Origin of the sequence: Bifidobacterium margollesii, assembly GCF_002860355.1 — a bacterium.
Taxonomy (GTDB): domain Bacteria; phylum Actinomycetota; class Actinomycetes; order Actinomycetales; family Bifidobacteriaceae; genus Galliscardovia; species Galliscardovia margollesii.
On the sequence record NZ_NMWU01000040.1, the window covers coordinates 1 to 18,508 of the forward strand.

The 18,508-nt window shown below is 61.2% G+C and carries 15 protein-coding genes; 7 read left to right on the top strand and 8 right to left on the bottom strand.

What is annotated here, in order from left to right; genetic code table 11:
- Positions 1–410 (bottom strand): helix-turn-helix domain-containing protein (locus Uis1B_RS10150; RefSeq protein ID WP_165782852.1); only part of this gene is annotated, 410 nt, incomplete at its 3' end.
- 223 nt (positions 411–633) lie between these two features.
- Here Uis1B_RS10150 and Uis1B_RS10155 point away from each other — a divergent pair.
- A complete protein-coding gene (locus tag Uis1B_RS10155) occupies positions 634–2,046 on the top strand; it encodes an MFS transporter (RefSeq protein ID WP_101618000.1) in 1,413 nt (470 codons plus the stop codon).
- Between the two features lie 140 nt (positions 2,047–2,186).
- A complete protein-coding gene (locus Uis1B_RS10160; RefSeq protein WP_101618003.1) occupies positions 2,187–4,145 on the top strand; it encodes a glycoside hydrolase family 127 protein in 1,959 nt (652 codons plus the stop codon).
- Positions 4,146–4,654: 509 nt separating this feature from the next.
- Here Uis1B_RS10160 and Uis1B_RS10165 read toward each other — a convergent pair.
- A complete protein-coding gene (locus Uis1B_RS10165) occupies positions 4,655–5,761 on the bottom strand; it encodes a LacI family DNA-binding transcriptional regulator (RefSeq protein WP_101618005.1) in 1,107 nt (368 codons plus the stop codon).
- A gap of 327 nt (positions 5,762–6,088) precedes the next feature.
- On the opposite strand from Uis1B_RS10165, the gene Uis1B_RS10170 reads away from it, so the two are divergent.
- Positions 6,089–7,183 (top strand): glycerophosphodiester phosphodiesterase family protein, encoded by a 1,095-nt coding sequence (locus Uis1B_RS10170; RefSeq protein WP_101618007.1) that lies wholly within the window; start codon positions 6,089–6,091, stop codon positions 7,181–7,183.
- A 90-nt stretch (positions 7,184–7,273) separates the two neighbouring features.
- Here the strand turns inward: Uis1B_RS10170 and Uis1B_RS10175 are convergent, their stop codons facing one another.
- The 4 genes from Uis1B_RS10175 to Uis1B_RS10190 form a co-directional block, all read right to left on the bottom strand.
- Positions 7,274–8,458: an ATP-binding protein gene (locus Uis1B_RS10175; RefSeq protein WP_243390342.1), complete on the bottom strand. Its 1,185-nt coding sequence runs from the start codon at positions 8,456–8,458 to the stop codon at positions 7,274–7,276.
- A 248-nt stretch (positions 8,459–8,706) separates the two neighbouring features.
- Entirely contained in the window at positions 8,707–9,186 is a 480-nt protein-coding gene (gene rlmH / locus Uis1B_RS10180) for a 23S rRNA (pseudouridine(1915)-N(3))-methyltransferase RlmH (protein WP_101618009.1), read from the bottom strand.
- A 334-nt stretch (positions 9,187–9,520) separates the two neighbouring features.
- Positions 9,521–10,159, bottom strand: a complete 639-nt coding sequence (upp, locus tag Uis1B_RS10185; RefSeq protein ID WP_101618011.1) for a uracil phosphoribosyltransferase — start codon at positions 10,157–10,159, stop codon at positions 9,521–9,523.
- A gap of 61 nt (positions 10,160–10,220) precedes the next feature.
- Complete coding sequence (locus Uis1B_RS10190; protein ID WP_423734891.1) at positions 10,221–10,691, bottom strand: nucleoside deaminase; 471 nt, start codon at positions 10,689–10,691, stop codon at positions 10,221–10,223.
- 183 nt (positions 10,692–10,874) lie between these two features.
- On the opposite strand from Uis1B_RS10190, the gene Uis1B_RS10195 reads away from it, so the two are divergent.
- From Uis1B_RS10195 to Uis1B_RS10205, 3 genes are all read left to right on the top strand, one after another.
- Positions 10,875–11,132, top strand: coding sequence for a hypothetical protein (locus tag Uis1B_RS10195; RefSeq protein WP_133124920.1), 258 nt, complete (start codon positions 10,875–10,877; stop codon positions 11,130–11,132).
- Between the two features lie 316 nt (positions 11,133–11,448).
- Complete coding sequence (ilvA, locus tag Uis1B_RS10200; protein WP_101618015.1) at positions 11,449–12,714, top strand: threonine ammonia-lyase; 1,266 nt, start codon at positions 11,449–11,451, stop codon at positions 12,712–12,714.
- Complete coding sequence (locus Uis1B_RS10205; RefSeq protein WP_243390343.1) at positions 12,711–13,913, top strand: helix-turn-helix transcriptional regulator; 1,203 nt, start codon at positions 12,711–12,713, stop codon at positions 13,911–13,913. Before ilvA ends, Uis1B_RS10205 begins: the two co-directional genes overlap by 4 nt.
- A gap of 418 nt (positions 13,914–14,331) precedes the next feature.
- Here Uis1B_RS10205 and Uis1B_RS10210 read toward each other — a convergent pair whose 3' ends face one another.
- The gene (locus Uis1B_RS10210) at positions 14,332–15,702 is read right to left on the bottom strand and encodes an IS481 family transposase (protein WP_101618017.1); all 1,371 of its coding nucleotides are present in this window, start codon (positions 15,700–15,702) and stop codon (positions 14,332–14,334) included.
- 162 nt (positions 15,703–15,864) lie between these two features.
- Here Uis1B_RS10210 and Uis1B_RS10215 point away from each other — a divergent pair, with 162 nt between their 5' ends.
- Positions 15,865–16,407 (top strand): PBECR4 domain-containing protein, encoded by a 543-nt coding sequence (locus Uis1B_RS10215; protein ID WP_101618019.1) that lies wholly within the window; start codon positions 15,865–15,867, stop codon positions 16,405–16,407.
- A gap of 113 nt (positions 16,408–16,520) precedes the next feature.
- Here Uis1B_RS10215 and Uis1B_RS10220 read toward each other — a convergent pair.
- On the bottom strand, positions 16,521–18,508 hold a 1,988-nt coding region (locus Uis1B_RS10220; RefSeq protein WP_101618027.1), incomplete at its 5' end, for a phosphoketolase family protein.

An 18,508-nucleotide genomic window follows, 5' to 3' on the forward strand; every position in this document is an offset into this window, starting at 1 on the left:
CGCATGCGCGGGTCGTCGGGCCATTCGATTTTGAGCCGTCCCTCGATCAGCTCCGGCGTCCATCCCTTGCGCAGCGCGTCCATCACCCAGGAGAGCAGCGGGTCGTACGCCATGCGCAGGGGCTTGCGCGACCTGCGGGCGCGGGTCTCGGCCTTGCGCTGCGCGGTCAGGGCCGAGTAGAACGGGCGCGCGGTCCATGCGCCCGTCTTCAGGCGTTTCGGCCTGTACGGACGGTAGGAGTCGTTCTCGTTGGACGCGAACCACAGGCCGCGCCTCAGCTCGCGGCTGACCGTGGACTTGTCCCGGCCGATCCTCAGGGCGATCTGGCGCACGCCGAGCCCCTCTCGGTTCCTCAGTTCGTCGATCCGGACTCGTTCCTCGGCCGACAGGTGGGAATACACTTTCGTCATGGGCGCAGCACTTTCTCTTCGGTTGTGGACTTGAACACTTCCAACCTTAGACAGGTGTTGCGCTTCTATTTAGAACCCGGGATGGCTTCCTCGCCCAGTGGTCGGGTATAGTGTCGGATATCAACAGTCAATGTCATGATAGCAAAAGGAAAAGGCTTTTCGCAATTGCGAAAACATCTTACGATATCTATCGTCAAGAGTTCGCAACGAAAGCGAGAAAACGATGAGTAGCAACGTTAGCTCCTCTGTAAAACTTTCGGTGAAAGAGAAAGTCGCGTACTCCTTCACCGATATGGCAGGTAACCTGCTGTACGTCACCATTTCGTCGTACATCATGTACTTCTACACCAACGTGTTCCACATCCCGGCCGCCGGCGCCCTGGGTGCGGGCACCATCCTGCTGGTCGCACGCTTCGCCGACGCCATCTCCGCCGTCGTGTGGGGCTCGATCGTCGACCACACCAACACCAAGTGGGGACAGAGCCGCCCCTGGTTCCTGTGGCTGTGCGTGCCGTTCGCCGTCACCGTGTTCATCGCGTTCACGGCCCCCAGCCTGCCCGACGGAGCCCCGAAGTTCTGGTACGCGCTGATCACGTACATCCTCGCCGCAGGCGCCGTGTACACCGGCATCCAGACCCCGATCACCGCCATCCTGCCGAACCTCACCGACGATCCGGTCGAGCGCAACAACGCCAACTCCTTCCGTATGGCCGGTGGACAGATCGGCTCCTTCATCACCTCCTCCTTCACCATCCCGCTGGTCGGATTCTTCGGCGTGAAGTTCGGCGGCGGCGACAAGACCGGCTTCATGATCGTCACCGCGATCTGGGGCATCATCGCCATCATCCTGCTGCTGTTCTCCTTCAAGAACCTCACCGAATACAACTACCGTCCCGAGCTCAACAAGCCGATCCCGCTGAAGGACTCCCTCAAGGCCGCCAAAGGCAACTGGCCGTGGATCATCCTCGTCGTGGCCTTCGTGATCTACTGGGTCGCCCAGTCCACCCGAAACGGCGTCTCCACCTACTACGCCCAGTACGTGCTCGACAACCGCGACCTCACCTCCATCTTCAACGGCGTGCAGGTCCTCGGCCTGCTCGGCACCATCGCCATGCCGATCCTCGCCAACAAGCTGAAGAACAAGACCCTCACCATGCAGATCGGTCTGATCATCGGCGGCCTCGGCCAGGCCCTGATGCCGCTCGCCGGCCAGAACGTGCCGCTGCTGGTCACCTTCTGGACCATCGGCGTGCTCGGCGCCGCCATCGCCATCGGCATGCCGTTCGGCATGCTCGCCGACACCGTCGACTACGGCGAATGGAAGACCGGCATCCACGCCGCAGGCTTCCTCACCGCCGTCGGCTCCGCCTTCTGCATCCAGGTCGGCTCCGGCTTCGGCGCCTTCCTGCCGCTGGAAATCATGGGCGCCGCCGGATACGACGCCAACCTCGAAGTGCAGTCCGCCGGCGCGCAGAGCGCCATCAGCTTCTGCTTCATCTGGCTGCCCGTGATCGTGTACATCATCGTCGGCGTGATCATGTGCTTCTACCGCAAGTACGAGAAGATGGAGCCGCAGATCAAGGCCGAACTCGCCGAGCGTCACGCCAAGGCCGAAGCCGAGGCGGCCGCCAAGTAGCCAACCGTTCGGCCTCACGCCGAATCTCCCGATCAATCACAACAGAAGGTGTCGGCCCCGGCAACCGGGGCAGGCACCTTCACGCCATCACCCCCCCCCCATTCGCTTCCAACCTCCCGTTTCCTAGAAAGAGTCGGAACATGACCTATTCAGCTCCCAAAGTCGAAGTGACCTCCGCCTTCTGGAAGAACTACCGAGACCTCGTCGCCACCAAGGTGCTGCCCTACCAGTGGCAGGTCATCACCAACCAGATCGAAGTCGACCTCCCGCTCGACCCCGGCGGCAACCCCACCACCGGCGACACGCTCAGCTACGCCGTCGAAAACCTCAAGATCGCCGCCGACCAAGCCGAAGGCAAATTCCACGGCATGCCGTTCCAGGACTCCGACGTCTACAAGTGGCTCGAATCCGCCGCCTACGCGCTGCAGGACCACGACGACCCCGACCTGCGTGAGATCGCCGACGGCGTGGTCGACCTCATCGCCGCCGCCCAACAGCCCGACGGCTACATCGACACGTTCTTCCAGATCAAATGGCCCGACCGCAAGTTCGCCCGCATCCAGCAGTCCCACGAGCTCTACACCATGGGACACTACATCGAAGCCGGCGTAGCCTACTACGAGGCCACCGGCAACGAAAAGGCCCTCGACGTGGCCCGCAGGATCGCCGCCTGCATCGACGCCCACTTCGGCGACGAAACCGGCAAGGTGCACGGCGCCGACGGCCACCCCGAAATCGAACTCGCGCTCGCCCGCCTCGCCGAAGTCACCGGCGAATCCAAGTACGCCGAACTCGGCCGCTGGTTCCTCCACGTCCGCGGCAAGGACCCGGACTTCTACGACAAGCAGAACAAGGCCGACGGCTGGGACCGCGACTTCTTCGAACAGATCAAGTACCTGCCCCGCACCTACTATCAGGCCGCCGAACCCGTCACCAAGCAGCAGGACGCCGAAGGCCACGCCGTGCGCGTGATGTACCTGTGCACCGGCATGGCGCACATCGCCCGACTCACCGGCGACGACAGCCTGCTCAAAGCCTGCCACACCTTCTGGGAAAGCGTCGTGCACAAGCGCATGTTCATCACCGGCCAGATCGGCACCACCAAGGAAGGCGAATCCTTCACCTACGACTACGATCTGCCCAACGACGCCGAATACGGCGAAACCTGCGCCTCCGTAGGCATGAGCTTCTTCGCCCGCCGCATGCTCGAACTCGAAGCCAACGGCGAATACGGCGACGTGCTCGAAAAGGAACTGTTCAACGGCACCATCGCCGGCATGGCCCTCGACGGCCGTCACTTCTACTACGTGAACCCGCTCGAAGAGGATCCGCGCAAGCTCAAAGGCAACCCCGACTTCCGCCACGTTCTCGCCGAACGCGCCGGCTGGTTCGCCTGCGCCTGCTGCCCGGCCAACCTCTCCCGCCTCATCGCATCCGTGGACCGCTACATCTACGCGGTCGAAGACGACGGCACCATCCTCGCCGACCAGTTCATCGCCAACGTGGCCAACTTCGACAACAACGTGACGATCGAACAGCGCAGCAACTTCCCGTGGGACGGCCATGTGGAATTCACCATCACGGCACCCGCCGACGCCGGATTCCGATTCGGCATCCGCATCCCCTCATGGTCCCGCAGCTCCTATGCCCTCACCGTGAACGGAGAAAGCAGCGACGCGAAGCCCGACAACGGATTCGCATACCTTACGATCGGCGGCGGAACCACCGAAATCACGCTCGACCTCGACATGAGCGTCAAGGAACTGCGCGCCAACAACCGCGTGTCCGAAGACGCCGGACTGGTGGCCGTCACCCGCGGCCCGCTCGTCTACACCGCCGAATCCGCCGACAACCCCGGCGACCTGTGGCTGTACTCGATCAAGCCCGGAACCGGAACCTACGAGTTCAAGCCCGAACTGCTCGGCGGCATCGGCACCATCGTCGAACAGGGCGTCAAGGCCGTGGAGGATTCCTCCGACGACCTGTACCTGCCCGCCGGCACCGAAGCCACCGAAGCCGCCTCGGTGACCTTCATCCCCTACTACGCCTGGGCGAACAGGGGCGAGGGGCAGATGCGCGTATGGCAGAGGACCGTCTGATTTTTGCCTGACGTCGGAAAGGGTATGCATTGCTCGACACACTCAAGGCCGTTCGGCCGAGCCTACGGTCGAGCAATGCATACCCCTTCCTTTTGTTGGCTTAATCAGTATGCGGGTTGGAGCGTGGGCCGTTCGGCCGGGAGGCTGCGCCTCCCAAGCTTACGGTCGGACATCATATATCCCAGCCTTTTGCGTTCAAATCAGGGCCGGGTTGGAGCGTGGGCCGTTCGGCCACGCAGCTGGCACGCCAGCTGCTAGCTTACGGTCGAGCAACACCTATCTCCATCTTTTGGCTTAATCAGTACTGAGTTGGAGCGAAGCGGTGGCGGGACTGCGATGATGCGTTCTGGGCTTCCCCCTTTGGGGGAAGCTGTCGGCGTAAGCCGACTGATGAGGGCATGCGAACGATGCCATGCTGTCTAGACCACCCTCGGTCTGCCTCTCGGTGGTCAGCTCCCGTCGGCAGGAGCATGGAATGCGTCGGCGATAAGCGGCCGAATCCCATGCGTTTAGTTCGGCAGGGTGGATTCTCGCTGCACCAGGCGGCAGGAGACGTATTCGGTGCCGTGATGGGGTTTGCCGTTGATCGCGTCGAGCAGGGCGCGGGCCGCGACATGGCCGATCTCCTCCGTGCAGTTGTCGATGCTGGTGAGCGGCGGGTCGGCATCCGGCGCGAGCAGCGAACGATTGTCATGGCCGATCACCGCCACCTGCGAGGGAATATCGATACCTCGTCCATGCAGCACGTCCATGCATCCACGCGCGATCTCATCGCTCTGGCACACCACCGCATCGAAATCCACCCCCTGATCGATCAGCAGGCGAGTGGCCGCCCGCCCCCACGATTCCGACCACTGGGAGAACCGGATCGGTCCGGCCGGCTCCAGATCCGCCTCGTGCAAGGCCTGCATCGCTCCCTGCAGTCGATCCTGTGCGGCCTTCGGAGAACCGAGCAGCAGATCATGCGTGGTTGACGTCGTATCGCTTCCGCCGATGATGGCGATTTTGCGTTTGCCGCAGGAAATCAGATGGTTCACGGCCATCGCGCCGGCCTCGATATTGTTGCAGACGATCGAACAGTCGTCGGGATCGTCCGAAGGCGCGTAGGCGTACACCACCGGTACGTGATCCGGGGTGTCGAGATGCGGCCGCAGATTGGTCTCATCGCCTACGATGAGCAGACCATCCACATTGCGCGACAGCAGGAACGACAGATGGTTGCGCTCCAGCAGCGCATCTCCGCGTGCATTGCACAGCAGCACGGTGTTGGACGTTACGCCGAGCTCGTCCTCCGCCCCCAGCAGGATCGGCGTGCAGAAACGACCGGTGAGATCCGACGTGATGACTCCGATCGAATTGGTGCGGCCGGAGATCAGTGATCGGGCCTGCGCATTGGGAATATAGGAAAGCTTTTCGGCCGCGTCGCGAACCCGGCGGCGGGTCTCCTCGCTCACCCGTGGCTGATTGTTCAACGCCTTGGACGCGGTGGCAAGGGAGACTCCGGCAGTCGCCGCCACCTCGGCCAACGTGGCTTTTTTCGTTCCATGTGAAGACGATTCACGCGAAGACGACTCACGCGTGAACGATTCCTGCGCGGAAGGTACTGCTGCGGTCATAGCTACTTTCTCGGTCATCCAATCGATACTGCCTGCGATCGTCGTCCTTGATCAACCGCCACATGCCATTATATGAGGGGGCTGTATTGCGGGATCAATGCGTTTCGCAATCAAATGTGAAATTTCTTAACTGTTTTCGCAGTGTTGGCGTCGGTATTCGTCCGCACGACGGGTGATTGCCCGGCCCAGATGAACAGCGGTGAAACGTTGCTGGGAAAACCGTACGGATGACGGGCGAAAGTGCTAGTTTCGATAGCAACGTGCATGGTTGCGCGAAGACCAGAAAACCACGGATGAACGGATGTGAACGAACAGGAAGGTGCTGCAATGAGCAGAAAGTCGGCGAAAGCGCTTCGGTCGCATAGGGCGTTAGGCTCCGGATTCGGCAAGACGATCCGCAATACGGCGATCACCGGCGGTATAGCGGCCGGTCTGGGTGCGTGGGCGATCGCCCCGCGCACGCTGATCGACGCTCGACGCAACCATGTGCCGCAGATCCCGCGGGTGTTCTACGCGCATCGTGGTCTGCACGACGCCGGTTCCGGTCTTTCGGTCGGTACGGTGTCGGAACGCTGCGCATACGTCGATTACGCGCGTGAATGCGCGATCCGTGCCGGCTACGGCAGCAAGGATTTCGAAGGTCCGGTGGCTCCGGAGAATTCACTGGCGTCGTTCGCAGCCGCATGTGAGGCCGGCTACGGCATCGAACTCGACCTTCAGCTCACCCGCGACGGCCGGGTCGTGGTGGTGCACGACTCCGATCTGAAGCGTGTGGCCGGCGATCCCCGTCGCATCAAGGATCTCACCTATGACGAGCTGACCCGCATTCCGCTGTTCCCTGCGCCGGCGAAGTCCGGCGATTTCAAGGCCGAACTGTCGTCGGACCACCAGTGGGACGTGGCTCCGGAAGGGTATTACCAGCATGTGCCGCTGTTCGAGGACGTGCTCAAGGTGGTGGCCGGTCGCGTGCCGCTGATCGTGGAATACAAGTTCGACGGCTACGGCTGGTCCGACGCCGACGACGAATTGATGGAGAAGGGCGACGAGCTGCTGCGTGCCTATGACGGTGCGTATGTGATCGAATCGTTCCATCCCGGTGCCGTGCACTGGTACAAGGAGCATCGTCCCGAGGTGAATCGCGGCCAGCTCGCCGAGGCGGGGGAGTTCTCCCTCTCCGACGGCAAATGGAAGGACTGGCTGTGTGGTCTGCTGATCTTCAACTGGCTCGGCCGTCCGGATTTCGTGGCCTACGACTGGCATGGCGGCGATCAGGCCCAGGTGAGGCTGGCCCGCAAGATGGGTGCCGCCACCGTTTCGTGGACGGTACGCAGTTCCGGTGAGCTGTACCGTTGCGAACCGTATTTCGACCGGCATATCTTCGAAGCCTTCATTCCCGATGCCTCGGCCGGTACCGTGGAGTAGCTTCGCGGGGTTGAAGGCAGTTTCGCGGGGTTGAAGTTACCGTCGCTGATGGTCGGCGTGTTCGGTGGACATGCCATCATCGGCGACCGGTTATGAAACGGGGGATTCCTTCCTCAGCAGGTAATCTCTCAGACCGCATACGCCGACGCCATGATCCTGATATTCCCCGTTGGAACGCATGATCACGGTCCGATGATCATCATCAACGTTCAGTGACGTACCTACTGAGCGGAGATGTCTGCTGAATCGATCATGGTAGGTTCGACCGGATTTGATTTCGAACAGTTCGGGGTTGATCCGGGATTTGGTGCAGTCGATGAGATCTACCTCGATTTTGCTGTCATCGCGGTAGAAGTAGAGTTCCGGTGTTTTCAACGCGTTGTAGTACCGCTTGATGGTTTCCGAGATCACCAGATTTTCGATGATCTCGCCGAACAGTGGATGGTTGAGCAGATCATCGACTGTTTCGATGCGCAGAAGATGGCAGAGGAGACCGGTGTCGGTGAAATACAGTTTCGGAGTTTTGATCAGACGTTTGTTGAGATTGCCGAAAAAGGGGGGCAGATTGAACGTGATGTAGCTGGATTCAAGAATCGACAGCCAAGAGCTTATGGTGCGGTAAGTGGCGCCGATTTCGTTGGCCAGCGAGGTGGGTTTGATCAATCCGCCGACATGCTGTGCGCACAATCGGAGAAACGTGCGGAACAACGACAGATTGCGAACATCAAGGTATTCCGAAACGTCACGTTCGATGTAGCTGTCGATATAGCTTTCGAAAAACAGGCTTTTCGGGACGTTGGCGTCATGCAGATGCGGGTATCCGCCGGTGAGTGCAAAATCCTCGATGCCGAGGTCCGGATTGGCTTCCAGTGCTTCGGTATAGGACAGCGGCATCAATTTCAATATGCCGACCCGGCCGGCCAGCGACTGTTTGATCTGCTTGAGCAGTAGAAAATTTTGTGAGCCGGAAAGCACGTATTGCCCCGGTTCGTGCGTCTCATCGGCGGCCACCTGAATCATCGAAAACAGGTCCGGGGCATACTGGGCCTCGTCGATGATGAGGTTTTTCGGACGATTGCGGATGAAGCTGATGGGGTCGACCTGCGCTTGGGTACGCAGATTCGGGTCCTCCAGATTGAGATAGTCATAGGATGGGAAGGCATTGCGAACCAACGTCGATTTGCCGCTTTGGCGAGGTCCCGTGACCGAAACGATCGGAAACCAAGTGGCCGCCCGTTTCGTTTGCTCCGTCAGCAACCGTGGAATCATGGCCATGTCGGTTTCCCTCCGTTTCTTGAGAGTCTCAGGTTCTGCTATGGCTTGCTATGGTTTGGCCATCATGTTGCCGTTGAGAAAACCATAACATTGCTGTAGCTGAAACCATAACCATGCTATAGCAATTACCACAACAGTGCTATGGCAATTACCATAATATTGCTGTAGTGGTTGCCGAAATCATGCTGTAGGCAATGACCGAACTGTGCCGTAGTCGCTGTTTTCGCCGGGGTTCCAGGGATTGCTGGCTATTTGTGGTATGGTTCGCCGGCGTTGATCTTGTAGGCGCGGTAGATCTGTTCGAGAAGGATCACGCGCATGAGCTGATGGGGGAAGGTCATCTTCGAGAAACTCAGTGCGTAATCCGCGCGGCGCAACACGTCGTCGTCCAATCCGATCGACCCGCCGATCACCATCTGGATGTGGCTGTGCCCGCGCAGTCCGAGCTGATCGATCTGCGCGGCGAGCCCTTCGGAGGTGAGCATCCTGCCGTCGATGGCCAGGGCGATCACGTAAGCGTCCGGCTTGATGTGCTTGAGGATCCGCTCGCCTTCCTTGCGTTTGATCTGCCGTTCCACGCCTTCGCTGGCGTGCTCGGGGGTCTTCTCGTCCTGCACTTCGATGATGTTCAGGCGGCAGTAGCGGCTGAGGCGTTTGGAGTATTCGGCGATGGCGTCGCGAAGATAACGTTCCTTCACCTTGCCGACGGCGATGATGTCGATGTTCATGAGCCCCAGTGTAAAGGAAGCCGATGCGAAGGGCGCGACGACGGTACGTCGAATCCCGTGTGGCTTTTGGCTTGTGTGGAGTTGATTAATGTGTGTGTCTTCAAGGCGTGGGACACGAAGGCGTACCAAGGTACGTCGAGTGTTCTTGCATTGTGTTTGGGTTTGTGTGGAGTTGGCTGACGTGTGCGGTTTCAAGGCGCGGAGGGTGAAGGCGTACGACGGTACGTCGAACCTTTGGCCTGCGTGGAGTTGATTAATGCGTGTGTCTTCAAGGCGTGGGACACGAAGGCGTACCAAGGTACGTCGAGTGTCCCACAACGCAGAAGACACTCCATTAATCAACTACACCGTAGAGGCGATCGCCGGCGTCGCCAAGCCCCGGCACAATATACGCCTTCTCGTTGAGGTGATCGTCGACGGCGGCGACGACGACGCGGACGTTGATGTCGGGGTTGATGTCCTGTTCGAGGCGCTTGAGGCCTTCGGGGGCGGCGAGGATGTCGATGCAGGTGATTTCGCGGGCGCCGCGTTCGGCGAGGTAGTGGATGGCGGCGACGAGGGTGCCGCCGGTGGCGAGCATGGGGTCGACGAGGAAGACGTGGCGGCCGGTGAGGTCGTCGGGGAGTCGGTTGGCGTAGGTGATGATGTCGAGGGTCTGTTCGTCGCGTTTCATGCCGAGGAAGCCGACTTCGGCGGTGGGGAGGAGCTTCATCATGCCGTCGAGCATGCCGAGTCCGGCGCGGAGGATCGGGACGATCATGGGGCGTGGTGGGGCGATGCGCTTGCCGACCATCGGGGCCACGGGGGTTTCGATGGGCTTGTCTTCGAGCAGCAGGTCGCGGGTGGCTTCGTAGGCTTCCAGCATGACGATCTCGCTGACGAGTTCGCGGAAGGTGCTGGAGGGCGTGTTCTTGTCGCGAAGGACGGTGAGCTTATGATCCACCAGTGGGTGGGAAACAACATGCAATTCCATAGGGCCCAGCTTAGCGCGAAACGGTGAGGCGAAAATCTTCGTGCCGCGGGTGGTAGGGCGGCTAGTGGCGCTTGCCGGCGAAGAATTCGGTGAGGATGCGGTGGCATTCCGGTTCCCGTATGTGGCCGTGGACTTCGGGGATCGTGCCGACGTGCGGGTCGCGGGGAATGTCCCAGACCGAGCCGCAGGCGCCGAGTTTGGCGTCCCAGGCGCCGAAGATGATCCGTCCGATGTGCGCGGTGATGGCGGCGCCCGCGCACATCGGGCATGGTTCCAGGGTTACTACCAGCGTGCAGTCGTCGAGATTCCAGCCGCCGATATGTTCGGCGGCCTGTCGAAGGGCTTCCACTTCGGCGTGGGCGAGCGGATCGCCGCATTCCTCTCGGCGGTTGCGGCCTCGGCCGATCACCTGCCCTTCCGCATCGCACACCACTGCGCCTACCGGCACGTCGCCGCTGACCGCCGCGGCTTCGCCGGCCAGGGCCAGTGCTTCGCTCATCGCGTGATCCGTCGTATTGCGATCCCATGTCATCATGCTTCCTAGGGTAGCGGGATGGGCGTGCCGTCGGTGTGGTGGGTGGGCTGTTCGCGAAGCCGCATATTCCCATGGTGAAACCTATGGGTGTGATCGGAAACGTCTTGATGAATGACGGGGATGTTTCGCCGGTAACGAGGTCGAAACGGTGGGGCAACCAAACCGCGGAAAAAGGTTCGTATGGTGGCGGCTGTTGGAGGAGGTAAGCAGGTTCCTCCGCGTGAGGGCCGGGAATCCGGCCGTAAGGGGGAAGCCGCCATGAATCCGAGCATGCAGCTGCTGGAAGCCGCCCGTGCGGAACGGGAAGCCGTCGCCGGGGAGGACGAGGGTGAGTCGATGAGTCTGCGTGACGTGTTGGATGCGGTGCGGGTCGCGGTCCTCCGAAAGATCTCCGGGCCTGTCGCCGTGGCGATGCCCGGCGATTCGGCGAACGCCTGAATTATCGGGGTTGCGGGCGTGCCCGATATTCCACGTTCCCGGTATTCCGATGACAGATAGCAGAAAGACTTAGTGCCCGTTGCGGCAGATATGCACTGTGTCTCTTCGTTCGGTGCAGTCGCTCCGGGCACTAATCCCACAAATAGCCCCTCTCGTCGCTGCCTGGCGGGAGGGGTCTTTTTGTTATTGTACGGGGTTGAACGGGTTGAAGACTGGTATTGCGGGATTCGTCTTCGAAACCGGAGGTCTGCGCCATCCGTCTCATATCCATGCCGGGAGACGTCTCTTGTTGAGGTGCATGAATAGGATGAAACGCATGGATCAGAAAGACGTCATCAAGAATTTGCAGCGCGACCACGCGACTGAACTCAAGCTCGCAGCGCAGCGACTCAAGGGCACCGCCCGCCACACCCCCATCACGCCGTCCCCGGTGTTGAGCGACATGACAGGACACAGGATTCTGCTCAAGCCGGAAAACCTGCAGGTCACCGGATCGTTCAAGATTCGCGGCGCCTACAACAAGATCGCCTCCCTTTCCGAAGAGGAGCTCGCCCACGGCATCGTGACCGCATCCGCGGGCAACCATGCGCAGGGTGTGGCCTACGCCGCCCGTGAGCGCGGCGCCAAGGCCACGATCTGCATGCCGCAGATCACCCCGCCGCTCAAAGTGGACGCCACCAAGGCGTACGGCGCCGACGTGGTGCTTTACGGCGATGTGTTCGACGAAGCCGCCGCCCACGCCCGTGAGCTGAGCGAAACCAAGGGCATGACCTTCGTGCATCCCTTCGATGATTACGAGGTGCTGTGCGGTCAGGGCACCATCGGCTTGGAGATTCTGGAGGACGTGCCCGACGTCACTGACATCGTCGTGCCGCTGGGCGGCGGCGGCCTTGGTGCGGGCGTGGCGCTCGCCGTCAAGACGTTCCGCCCCGAAGTGCGCGTGATCGGCGCGATCCCCGAAGGCAGCCCGGCGTTCCTCAACTCGTTCCGTGCAGGCCGCGTGGTGGAGGCCGAACGGGTCGTCACCTCGGCCGAAGGCGTGGCGGTGAAGCATCCCGGTGATCTGACCTTCGCGCTGCTCAACGAGTTCCTCGACGATCTCGTCACCGTCACCGAGCGTGACATCAACGAGATGATCCTGCTCATGCTGGAGAAGCACAAGCTGGTGGTGGAGGCCGCCGGTGCCGTGTCGCTGGCCGCGCTGGAGCATCTGAATCTGCGTTCTCGCAAGTTCGCCGCGGCCGGTGGCGATCATGTGGTGGTGCCGATCATGTCCGGCGGCAACATCGACACCGTGACCATGGGTGCGGTGATCCAGAAGGGCATGATCGCCCGCGGTCGCATCATGAACTTCGAAGTGGAACTGCCCGATACGCCCGGCCAGCTGGTTGCCGTGGCCACGTTGCTGGCCAAGGAGCGCGCCAACGTGATCGCGCTGGATCACGACCAGTTCAAGGCTTCCGTCCATTACACCAATGCTGTGTCGTTGGGCGTGACCGTGGAAACGAATGGCCCCGATCATATCGACCGTATTCTGCACGCCCTGCGCGAGGCCGGATTCCAGCCCAAGCGCGTGTATTGATTACGGGCGGAACCGTGCCGGATCGTCGGCGAGGTGCCTCCACCACCCAGATCGTGGTGCGAATCCTGGAGGTGTTGTCGCAGCATACCGACCGCGAGCATGGCATGACGCTGGACGCGCTGTGCTCGATGGTCGGTGCTTCGGAGAAAACCCTGCGCGGTCATCTGAGGATGCTGGAGGAGATTCGTCCGTTCGGTCGGACGATCGGCCGTCTGCGGCGCGCCGACATCGCGGATGCGCTTGCGCCGGACGCCACCGTCGGCTGGTATATGGAGCCGGTGCTCGACGCCGCCCAGGTGCGGCTGCTGGCCGACAGTCTGGCGCTCTCACGCATCAATGCGGACACCACGCGGGATCTGCTCGGCAAATTGCAGACGTTGTCCGGATTGTCCGGCGGAACCGGGGAGGGGAATGTCGCCATCGATCAGATCGCGACCCCTCGGCATTACAATCGCGAATTTCTGATCAACATCGAAAAACTCAACGATGCGATCCGCGCCGGCCGGGTGGTGCAGTATCGGTACTGCCGGTACGACGACACCGGCGAACTGATTCCGCGGACCGATGAGACGGGCCGGGAGAAGCTGTATCAGGCGGATCCGTATCAGATGCTGTATAAGAACGGCCGGTATTATCTGCTGTGCCACCGGCATGGACTGTCGAATCTTTCCTATCTGCACGTCGATCGGATTCGGGAGTTGGAACTGCTGCCGGAAAGCGAGCCGCTTCAACGACGACTGGATGATTTCGCGCCGGATTCGGACGGTGGGGCTGATCGTGATCGTGACGCCGCTGGTTCGGATCGCAGCGCCGGTGGATTGGGTCGCGGTACCTGTCATTTCGATATCGCCGCGCATATGGCGGAGAGACCGTATCCGATGGGCGGGCCGGCCGTGGACATCCGTATGCGGGTCACCGGATCGCTGGAGCCGATCTTCGACTGGTTCGACCGCCCCGAAGTCACGCCGGTTGCGCCGGTTGCGCCGGCCGGGTCGGTTGCGTCGGCCGGGTCCGACGGTTCGGTGAGCGGGAGGCGCGTCTACGACGTCCGTGTTCATGCGAACGAGCGGGCCACATTGTGGTGGGCCCTGCAATACTCCGCCTTCGATCAGGGAGTCATCGAAATCCTTGCCCCGCAGTCGCTTCGTGACGCTCTGCGCCGAACCGGCGAAACCCTATCCCGCCGATACGCCGAGTGAGTGGCGGAATAGGGTTATTTGACAGAATCCGGCCTGACTGACTTACAATACATTTGACTTCGGTCCACTTCTTTTTCGCGCCGGAAGAGGAGGGCTGAAGACTGAAGTTTAAAAATGGTTGATTAGCTGTCGCAGGCATCTGACGGAGAGTGGCACTCCGTGGCGTAAGCTAGGTGTCTTCAGTCCAAGCGGAGGACGACAACGGGTGACTCCCGAATCCGCTGTCGATCCCGATTCATCGGGTGATATACCGTGCAGCCGGTCCAGACGGGAAAATAATCAACCGTTTCCGGGGAGCGCTCTAGTCCGGCGCTCCCTGTTTTCGTAGTGGAAGGATTTGCTGTGGTCAATGTATTGTCTCGGGGCATGGTTGACGGGTGTCTCGGGGCATGGTTGACGGGGTGTCCTGGGGCATGCTTTACTGCTGTCCTGGGGCATCGTCGTCGTTCGCCGGCGGCCTGCGGTATTGGTATTCGCGTGTGGTGTCGAGTCTTTGGTCGGCGAGGATCTCGCCGGTGGCGGTGTCGGTGACGATGACGATGCCGTGGTCGATGGCCAGTTCCACCGTCCTGCCGGCGTTCTCCCTGCCGATGTTGACGATGATGCGGCGCAGCGGAGCGACGCCGCCCTGCTGGGTGACGCATCCGCGTCGGTCGGTCTTGTGCGTGCGGGCCGGGACGGTCACGTCCACGGGCTCGGGCTCCGTGCGCTCGGCGGCCGGGACGGGCCTGCGTCTCGGGGCCGTCACGCGTTCGGCCTCGCGGTGTTCCTCCTCGTCGCGTCTGGCCTGTTCGCGGGCGGCGATCTCGGGGTCGGGGCTGGCCTTGCCCTTGGCCTCGTACGCCTCCTTGGGGGTGCGGCGGCCCAGGGCCCGGTGGGGGCGTTCCTCGTTGTACTCGCGGCGGAACTCGTCGAGCTGGGCGTTGAGCTCGTCGAGGTCCCCGGCGAGGCGCCGGGCGGCGAGCCATTGCTTGAGGGTGCGGTGCCAGCGTTCGATCTTGCCCTGGGTCTGGGGATGGTAGGGGCTGCCGTTCTTCTGGCGCACGCCCATCAGGGCGAGCAGCCGCTCGAACGACCCCGGTTCGGCCGAGTGCAGGCGGGTCGTGTACACGGTGCCGTTGTCGGTGAGCGTGGAGGCGGGGATCCCGTACCGGGAGCACGCCTGGCGGAACGACTCCTCGATGGTCTTCATGGTGACCGTCGCGTACGCGCGCGAGTACAGGAGGAACCTGGAGTGGTCGTCGAGCCAGGAGACGACGAGCGCGTCCGTGCCGTCCGCGAGAGGCCAGTGGGTGAAGTCCGACTGCCACGTCTCGTTGGGCAGCGCGGCCTCGAATCTCGCGTACGAGGACCTGGGCCGCTTCCTCGGCTCGGGGCGCACCAGACCCGCCTGCTTGAGGATGCGGTGGATCGTGGAGTTCGCCGGAGGCCTGACGCCCTCGCGCTCCAGCCTGGCGGCGATGGACTCCGGCCCCGAGTCCAGACCGGCGGCGTCCAGCTCGCGCCGGAGCGCGACGATCCGCTCCCTGGTCTCCTTCCCGGTCCTGTTGGCGATACGGCGCGCGCGTCTGGAGCGGGGCAGGAGACCTTTCTCGCCCTCCTCGCCGTACCTGCGTCTCAGCTCGTTCGCCCACTGCCTGGTGACGCCGTGGCGCCGGGCGGCCTCGGCGACCGGCATGCCCGCGAGGATCGCGTTGACGATGGCCTTGTTGCGCAGGAACTCGCTACGGGCCGCGGGGCCATCATCATTGGAATGCGCTGGTGTCTGCTGCTGTGATTGTGTGTCCATACACCAATCAACCAGCACCGACCTGTAAACCATGCCCCGAGACATACGTCAACCATGCCCCAGGACACTCCGTCAACCATCCCCCGAGACATACGTCAACTATCCGCTCGAACTAGACAATTTGCTGTGGTCAATCTCTCGCGTGAAAAGAGACGCGCACTATTGACAGCAGCTGAAGCTGTACGTATCTACGAGAGCGATCTTCGTGACAGACGAACGACTATATACTGCGAAGATGGTTTTAGCGTTGAAATCATTTGGGGTAAAGGTAACTTTGCTCATCTTTGCGGGCTGGATTATTTTATTGATGAGGCAAAAACTATTCCGGGAAGTGCTCGTCGCTTTTATGATCTACTGCTTGGAACCCAGATCGACAATCTGGTAAAGCACGTCAAGGTCCGGGAGAAGGTGTCGTTTGTGCAGAAAAAGAGTCGGGTCATTTGTCGTGCCTTGCGCTTCGACGGCGCAAAGATCATTGCTGATTCAAGTCTGAAGGATATTGCCATCGCCTTTGGCAATGAATTAGACGGCAAAGCGGAGGAATATACATGGTGTATCGGTTTGGGTCTGGATCAGAAAAGATCTACAGAAGAACATCCCGTGTATTTTCCGCGAAGTCTACGTCAGCAAAGTGCTCTCTCGGCGGAAATTCATGAGGACGGCACGAAGACTCACATCATCACGGATATTGTTACCAGAATATGAGATGGCAACAGCCCTTATGGAGGCTTCTAGTGCGGCGGTTGCTTGGTTGAACAAACACCGTCGGCAGAGGATGAAGTCTGCCGACGGTGTTTGATAGTGGAAGGAAGGGGCGACTATTCGTTGTCGCCTGCCGTGGCAGCTGTGGCGGAGATCGCATCGGCACCAGCTGCCTGAACTTCGGGCCACACCCAGTCGGTGTAGTCCGGGTGATCGTAGCCGTTGTCGACCGCGAACTGGAAGGCCTCGAGGCGGAAGTCCTCGAGCTTCTTGATCTCGTCGGCGTACTTGTCGGCGTCAACCATGCGCAGTGCCTCGGCGGTCAGCTCGTAGCGGTCGATGTTGTTCACGCGAACCATGTCGAACGGGGTGGTGGTGGAGCCCTGCTCTTGATATCCATGAATCGTGAAGTTGTCATGGTTCGGACGGTTCCAGATAAGACCTCTCACCTCGTGCGCATAGGAGTGGTACGCCATGAGTACCGGCTTGTCGGGGCTGAACAGCTCGGAGAATTCCTCATCGGACAGGGCCTCGTCGTTCTCCGAGGCGTTCTGCAGCCTCAGCAGATCAACCACGTTGACGAAACGATACTTGATTCCCAATCCGTTGAGTCGGTCGGCGGCGGCAAGTGCCTCCTGAGTGGGGACGTCGCCGATGGACGCGATCACGATATCCTCCTCGCCGGGCTTGGAATTGGAAGCCCACTTCCACTCGGCGGCACCCTTCTCGAGCTCGGCGCGAGCCTCGTCCAAGGATAGCCAAGTGGCGGCCGGCTGCTTGCCGGCGATGATGGCGTTGATCTTGTTGGTGGACTTGTAGGCGCGCTCGCCCACAGCCAGTACCATGTTGGCGTCGGCCGGGAAGGAGATCTCTATGATATGGTCGTTGTTGAAGTTCTTGTTCAGCAGTACCGAGATCACACCTGGATCCTGATGCGAGAAGCCGTTATGATCCTGACGCCATACATGGGACGAGATCAGAAGGTTCAGTGAGGCGATCGGCTTGCGCCACGGGATCTCGCGGACGGTGGCCTCAAGCCACTTGGCGTGCTGGTTGAGCATGGAGTCGATCACGTGCACGAAGGACTCGTAGGAGCTCCAGATGCCGTGGCGGCCGGTGAGCAGGTATCCCTCCAGGAAGCCTTCCATCTGGTGCTCGGACAGCTGCTCGATTACCTGTCCGGACACGGCGAGATGCTCATCGACCTGAGATGACAGGTAGCCGGCATTCCACTGCTTGTCGGTGACCTCATACACTGCGCCCAGTCGGTTCGAGGCGTTTTCGTCCGGCCCAAACACGCGGAACGAATCGGGATTGAGCCGGAGCACGTCGCGGGTATACACACCGAGACGACGGCTGGCCTCAATCTGGCCCCAGCCGTGACCGTACCGTTCCACTTCCCGGACCGCGTAGTCCTCCAGATCAGGCAGCGCGAGATCCTTTCGCAGCAGACCGCCGTTCGCATTGGGGTTCTCGCCGATGCGCAGCTCGCCCTGCGGCATGAACTTGGTGACCTCGGGACGGATGGCGCCGTTGTCGTCGAACAGCTCCTCCGGCTTGTAGGAGGAGAGCCACTTCTTGAGCACGTTGAAGTGCTCCTCGGTGTCGCGGGCGGAGGCCAGCGGCACCTGGTGGGAACGCCAGGAGCCCTCGGTCTTCTTGCCGTCGATGAACTTCGGGCAGGTCCAGCCCTTCGGGGTGCGGAAGATGATCATCGGGTAGAACGGACGGTGCACGTCGTCGGTGTTGGCCGTGGCCTTGATGTCGCAGATCTCGTCGAAGACGGTCTCGAACAGCTCGGCGAAGCGGCGGTGGATCGACAGGTGGTCCTCGTCGTCGAAGCCGGCGACGAACTCGTACGGCTCGTAGCCCATGCCGTGGAAGAACTCGTGCAGCTCCTCGTCGCTGATGCGGGAGAGGATCGTCGGGTTGGCGATCTTGTAGCCGTTGAGGTGCAGGATCGGCAGCACGATGCCATCGGTGCGCGGGTTGACGAGCTTGTTGGACTGCCACGATGTTGCCAGCGGGCCGGTTTCGGCTTCTCCGTCACCGACGATCGTCGGAACAAACAAACTGGGATTGTTCATCGCCGCGCCGAATGCAT